This is a genomic window from Spiroplasma sp. hy2 (assembly GCF_044714365.1).
Classification (GTDB): domain Bacteria; phylum Bacillota_I; class Bacilli_A; order Mycoplasmatales; family Mycoplasmataceae; genus Spiroplasma; species Spiroplasma phoeniceum.
On the sequence record NZ_RXFZ02000107.1, the window covers coordinates 1 to 3,542 of the forward strand.

Sequence of the window (3,542 nt, forward strand, 5' to 3'; positions counted from 1 at the left end):
TWAATTCTGTAATTATTTTTTTCATTAATTATTTACCTCCATATATTAAAAATATACCTAATTTTAGGTATATTTTATAAATATCAAGAGTTTTCGACAAAATTAAAGAAGTTTTTTTCTTTTTTAAAAGAAAAATGTGGTATCATTATCTCATAGGATTTCCTATTTTTATATCAACCATGTATTAACTATGTATCAATTATCAACAATATCAATTTAATATATACAAATAAGGAGTTTTTAAATATGAAAAGATTTACTTTAGGAATGATTGCAGCGACAACGATTTCAGTTGCAGGTATGCCAAATATTAATAAAGGAACTTCAACAGTTCAAGCGCATGAATTTGCACAAGAGGCAGTAGAATATAGTATTGCAAGTATGACAGGAACAGATACTTTTCCTGCGCAAAAACTTGCCTCTGGTTTTGTCAATAATCAAAAAGCTTTAGTTTTTGAATATGGAAACTATGCTAAGACTTGAGCAGAATTTGTTCAAAAATATCCAAAATTTAAATTTACTACATTAAGTATGAAAACTAATTTAAAAGAAGACCAAAAAATAGAAGATTTGTCAAAATATACTTTTAACACTGCTGATTTTAAATTACAAGAACAAAATGGTCAATTTATAATTAAGACAATTGAATCAAAATATATTACTGATTTTATTCGTTTATCAGTTCTTGGACAAGTAAAAGAAGACAAGAAGATTATTAATTTTGGTGTTGTATATAATATCAATATTTCACAACAATATATTAAGCCTTATCCATTTTTTAGTTCAGAAACTGACAAAATCCAGTTTTACCATGAATAAAAAATTAATTTGTTTGTAAAGAAAAGACAATAATTTTGAAAATTGATAGGTTGTATCAAATTAGAAAAAACGGAAAAGGCTATCGTAACAATAGTAATAAAATTAAAATTAGAAATATTTATGAATATTTTATTAAAATTATTACTTTAATAATTATTCCATTATTATTAATTGTTTTAATTTATGGAATTGGCATGATTTTACAAGAATATACTAGTAATTTTGTTGCCCTAACGATTGGTGATGTTTGTATTAAGATTGGAAAAGCAGTCTTTAACAATTTATCAATTATCTTTTGTTTAGTAACAGTGATTAGTATTACCAACAATGTAAAAGCTGTAGCAATTGCTGTTACTGGCTTTTTAGTTTTCATTGTGATGCAATATGCATTAATTCAATATAAAATAATCCCAGAAGGAAAACTTTATGTAACAAGTATTCTCTTCTTTTACCAAGGTAAAAATTTAGCAATGTTTTTAGGCTCAAGTTTTGGCCTTGTTACTTTAAATACGTCAATTTTATGGGGAATAACAGTAGGAATTATTACATCATACATTTACATTAAGTGTATTGATTTACGCTTGGCAAAACCATTTGGTTTATTAAATGGTTTTCCATTTGTTACCTTACTTGTTGTTTTAGCAAGTATGTTCTTAGCGTTATTTTTCTTATTACTATGAATTGTAATTGCAATTGTTTTAAACCATATTTATCAATGAATGTGACAACAAAATGCAAACCATTTTTTAGGAGCTGCTTTTGTTTATGAACTATTAAATACATTATTAATTCCATTTGGTTTTAAAGATCTTGTTACTAATTTATTTATTAACCCAAATGCTGAATTATTAAGTCAAACAGAGTTTGAAAATTTATTCAAAAATATTGCCGTGCATTATGGTTGAATACACAATATTTTTGATGATACTTGGAATAATGCCACAATTCAAAAAGTGTGGGATTTTATTAACCAACCAACATTTGAAGAACATCATTTAACAATTTTAGATTGACTTAATTTACTACCAATTGACCGGTTACCACAAGCAAATGGTTATTCTGCACAAACTTATAATTGGTTTTTATCTAGTAATTTTGGTCATTTATTACAACTAAAATTACCACCAAATTATGCGTTTGTCTTTGGTGGTTTGTTAGCAATTAGTACGGCCATTATTTTAACTAGTAAAAAAGAAAACCGTATGCCAACAGCAATTTTAATGACAGCAATTGTGGTGGTTACCATTTTAACAGGGAATAATGTTATTATTAATTTATTTACTTTCTTTATTTCACCAATGTTATATTTTTGTGTTTATACGCCACTTGCTGGTCTTAATGGTTTATTTATGTCGATGCTTGATGTGCACATTTGAGTATTGTTTGTTAATGGTTTAATTGATTTTATTTACAGAGGAATTATTCCAGTGGCCAAAGGAACTAATTTCTTCTGAGTCCCAGTCTTTACTCTTATTTGATTTGTTATTATTATGCCAATATTTTGGAAAGCAATTCTTTATTTTGATTATCCTTTTATTGGTCGAAGAGAAACGATTTTACCACGAATTACTCACAAGAATTATCATGAAATGTGGAATCATTAATGGATAACAAATATATTATTATTTAGGTTCATGGAAAGGTGTTATAAAATAACACCTTTCCATGAACTTTTTAAATATCTATTAACATTATATTTTAGAATGTTATAATTATTATACAAAAACTATGCAATGTGGAAAATATGAAATGCTATTTATTTTAAGGGATTATAATTTTTAATTTATTAGCAATAAACCCATTTTTGTTACAATTAATTCTTTCTAAAAATAAGTTAGAATTATATTAAGAAATGTAAAAGTAGAATAAGTAAAAAATATAATAGACTTCTTGCATAACTAAGTTATGCAAGAAGTCTAATGCTTATAAAATTAATAATGCTAGTGATTATTATTCGTTTTATTCAAATTGACAATATCAAACTGATATTTTACCTTTAAATGATAATTTATATAAAAGTATAAAAATGTTGAATATGACTGATACTAGTAAATATAAAGGTTTTAATGTTTTTACTTTTTATTCTGGTGCATTAGATATAAAAGAAAATCAATTTTCTATTTTTGGTTTTAATTTTAGCATTTATAATGCTACTGATTGAAATAATGAAATTAATAATGGTAATATTTGAGAAATATCATATAAACAATGTGATTTATTTCATATTGGCGGTTGTTTTGAAAATGCTGCAATTTGGTTAGTAAATAAATTGCCGGGTATGAAAGATGTTTATAATTTTGTTAATGGCATAGTACATGTATTTAGTAATGTGTCTGAATTATTTAATAATATTGGTAATTTGTTTGCGTTTGATATCACATTTAAAATTATGTTAAGTTCTATTTTAGTTTTAGCAATGGTTAACGGACTTTTACGCTATTTTTAGTAGTAAATATAATGTTGTTAGTAAAAAAAGTAAGGTGGTGCGTGGATAAACCACCACACCACCTTACTTAAAGGGGTAAAAGTCGCGGAGCGACTTAGGGGCGGAGCCCCTTTCCTTGATTATCAAAATAATATTAAAAATTTAACATTTTAAATTATAGTTTTATTTTAAAATGTAAATTGTACTATGAAGTGTAGCACTTTATAAACTGTAAAATCAAGCTTTTTAAATTTGTAAAGATTTTTTATAAAAATTAAAGCAAAAATATCTTTTATTT

At 25.2% G+C, this 3,542-nt stretch carries 3 protein-coding genes; all 3 read left to right on the forward strand.

Annotated elements, in window-relative coordinates; all coding sequences use genetic code 4:
• Window positions 1-246: 246 nt before the first annotated feature.
• The 3 genes from EHV01_RS04010 (at window position 247) to EHV01_RS04020 (ending at window position 3,265) form a co-directional block, all read left to right on the forward strand.
• A complete protein-coding gene (locus EHV01_RS04010) occupies window positions 247-819 on the forward strand; it encodes a hypothetical protein (RefSeq protein WP_422066306.1) in 573 nt (190 codons plus the stop codon).
• A gap of 35 nt (window positions 820-854) precedes the next feature.
• A complete protein-coding gene (locus EHV01_RS04015) occupies window positions 855-2,423 on the forward strand; it encodes a PTS transporter subunit EIIC (RefSeq protein WP_422066307.1) in 1,569 nt (522 codons plus the stop codon).
• A gap of 431 nt (window positions 2,424-2,854) precedes the next feature.
• Window positions 2,855-3,265 (forward strand): spiroplasma phage ORF1-like family protein, encoded by a 411-nt coding sequence (locus tag EHV01_RS04020; RefSeq protein WP_422066308.1) that lies wholly within the window; start codon window positions 2,855-2,857, stop codon window positions 3,263-3,265.
• Window positions 3,266-3,542 lie beyond the last annotated feature (277 nt).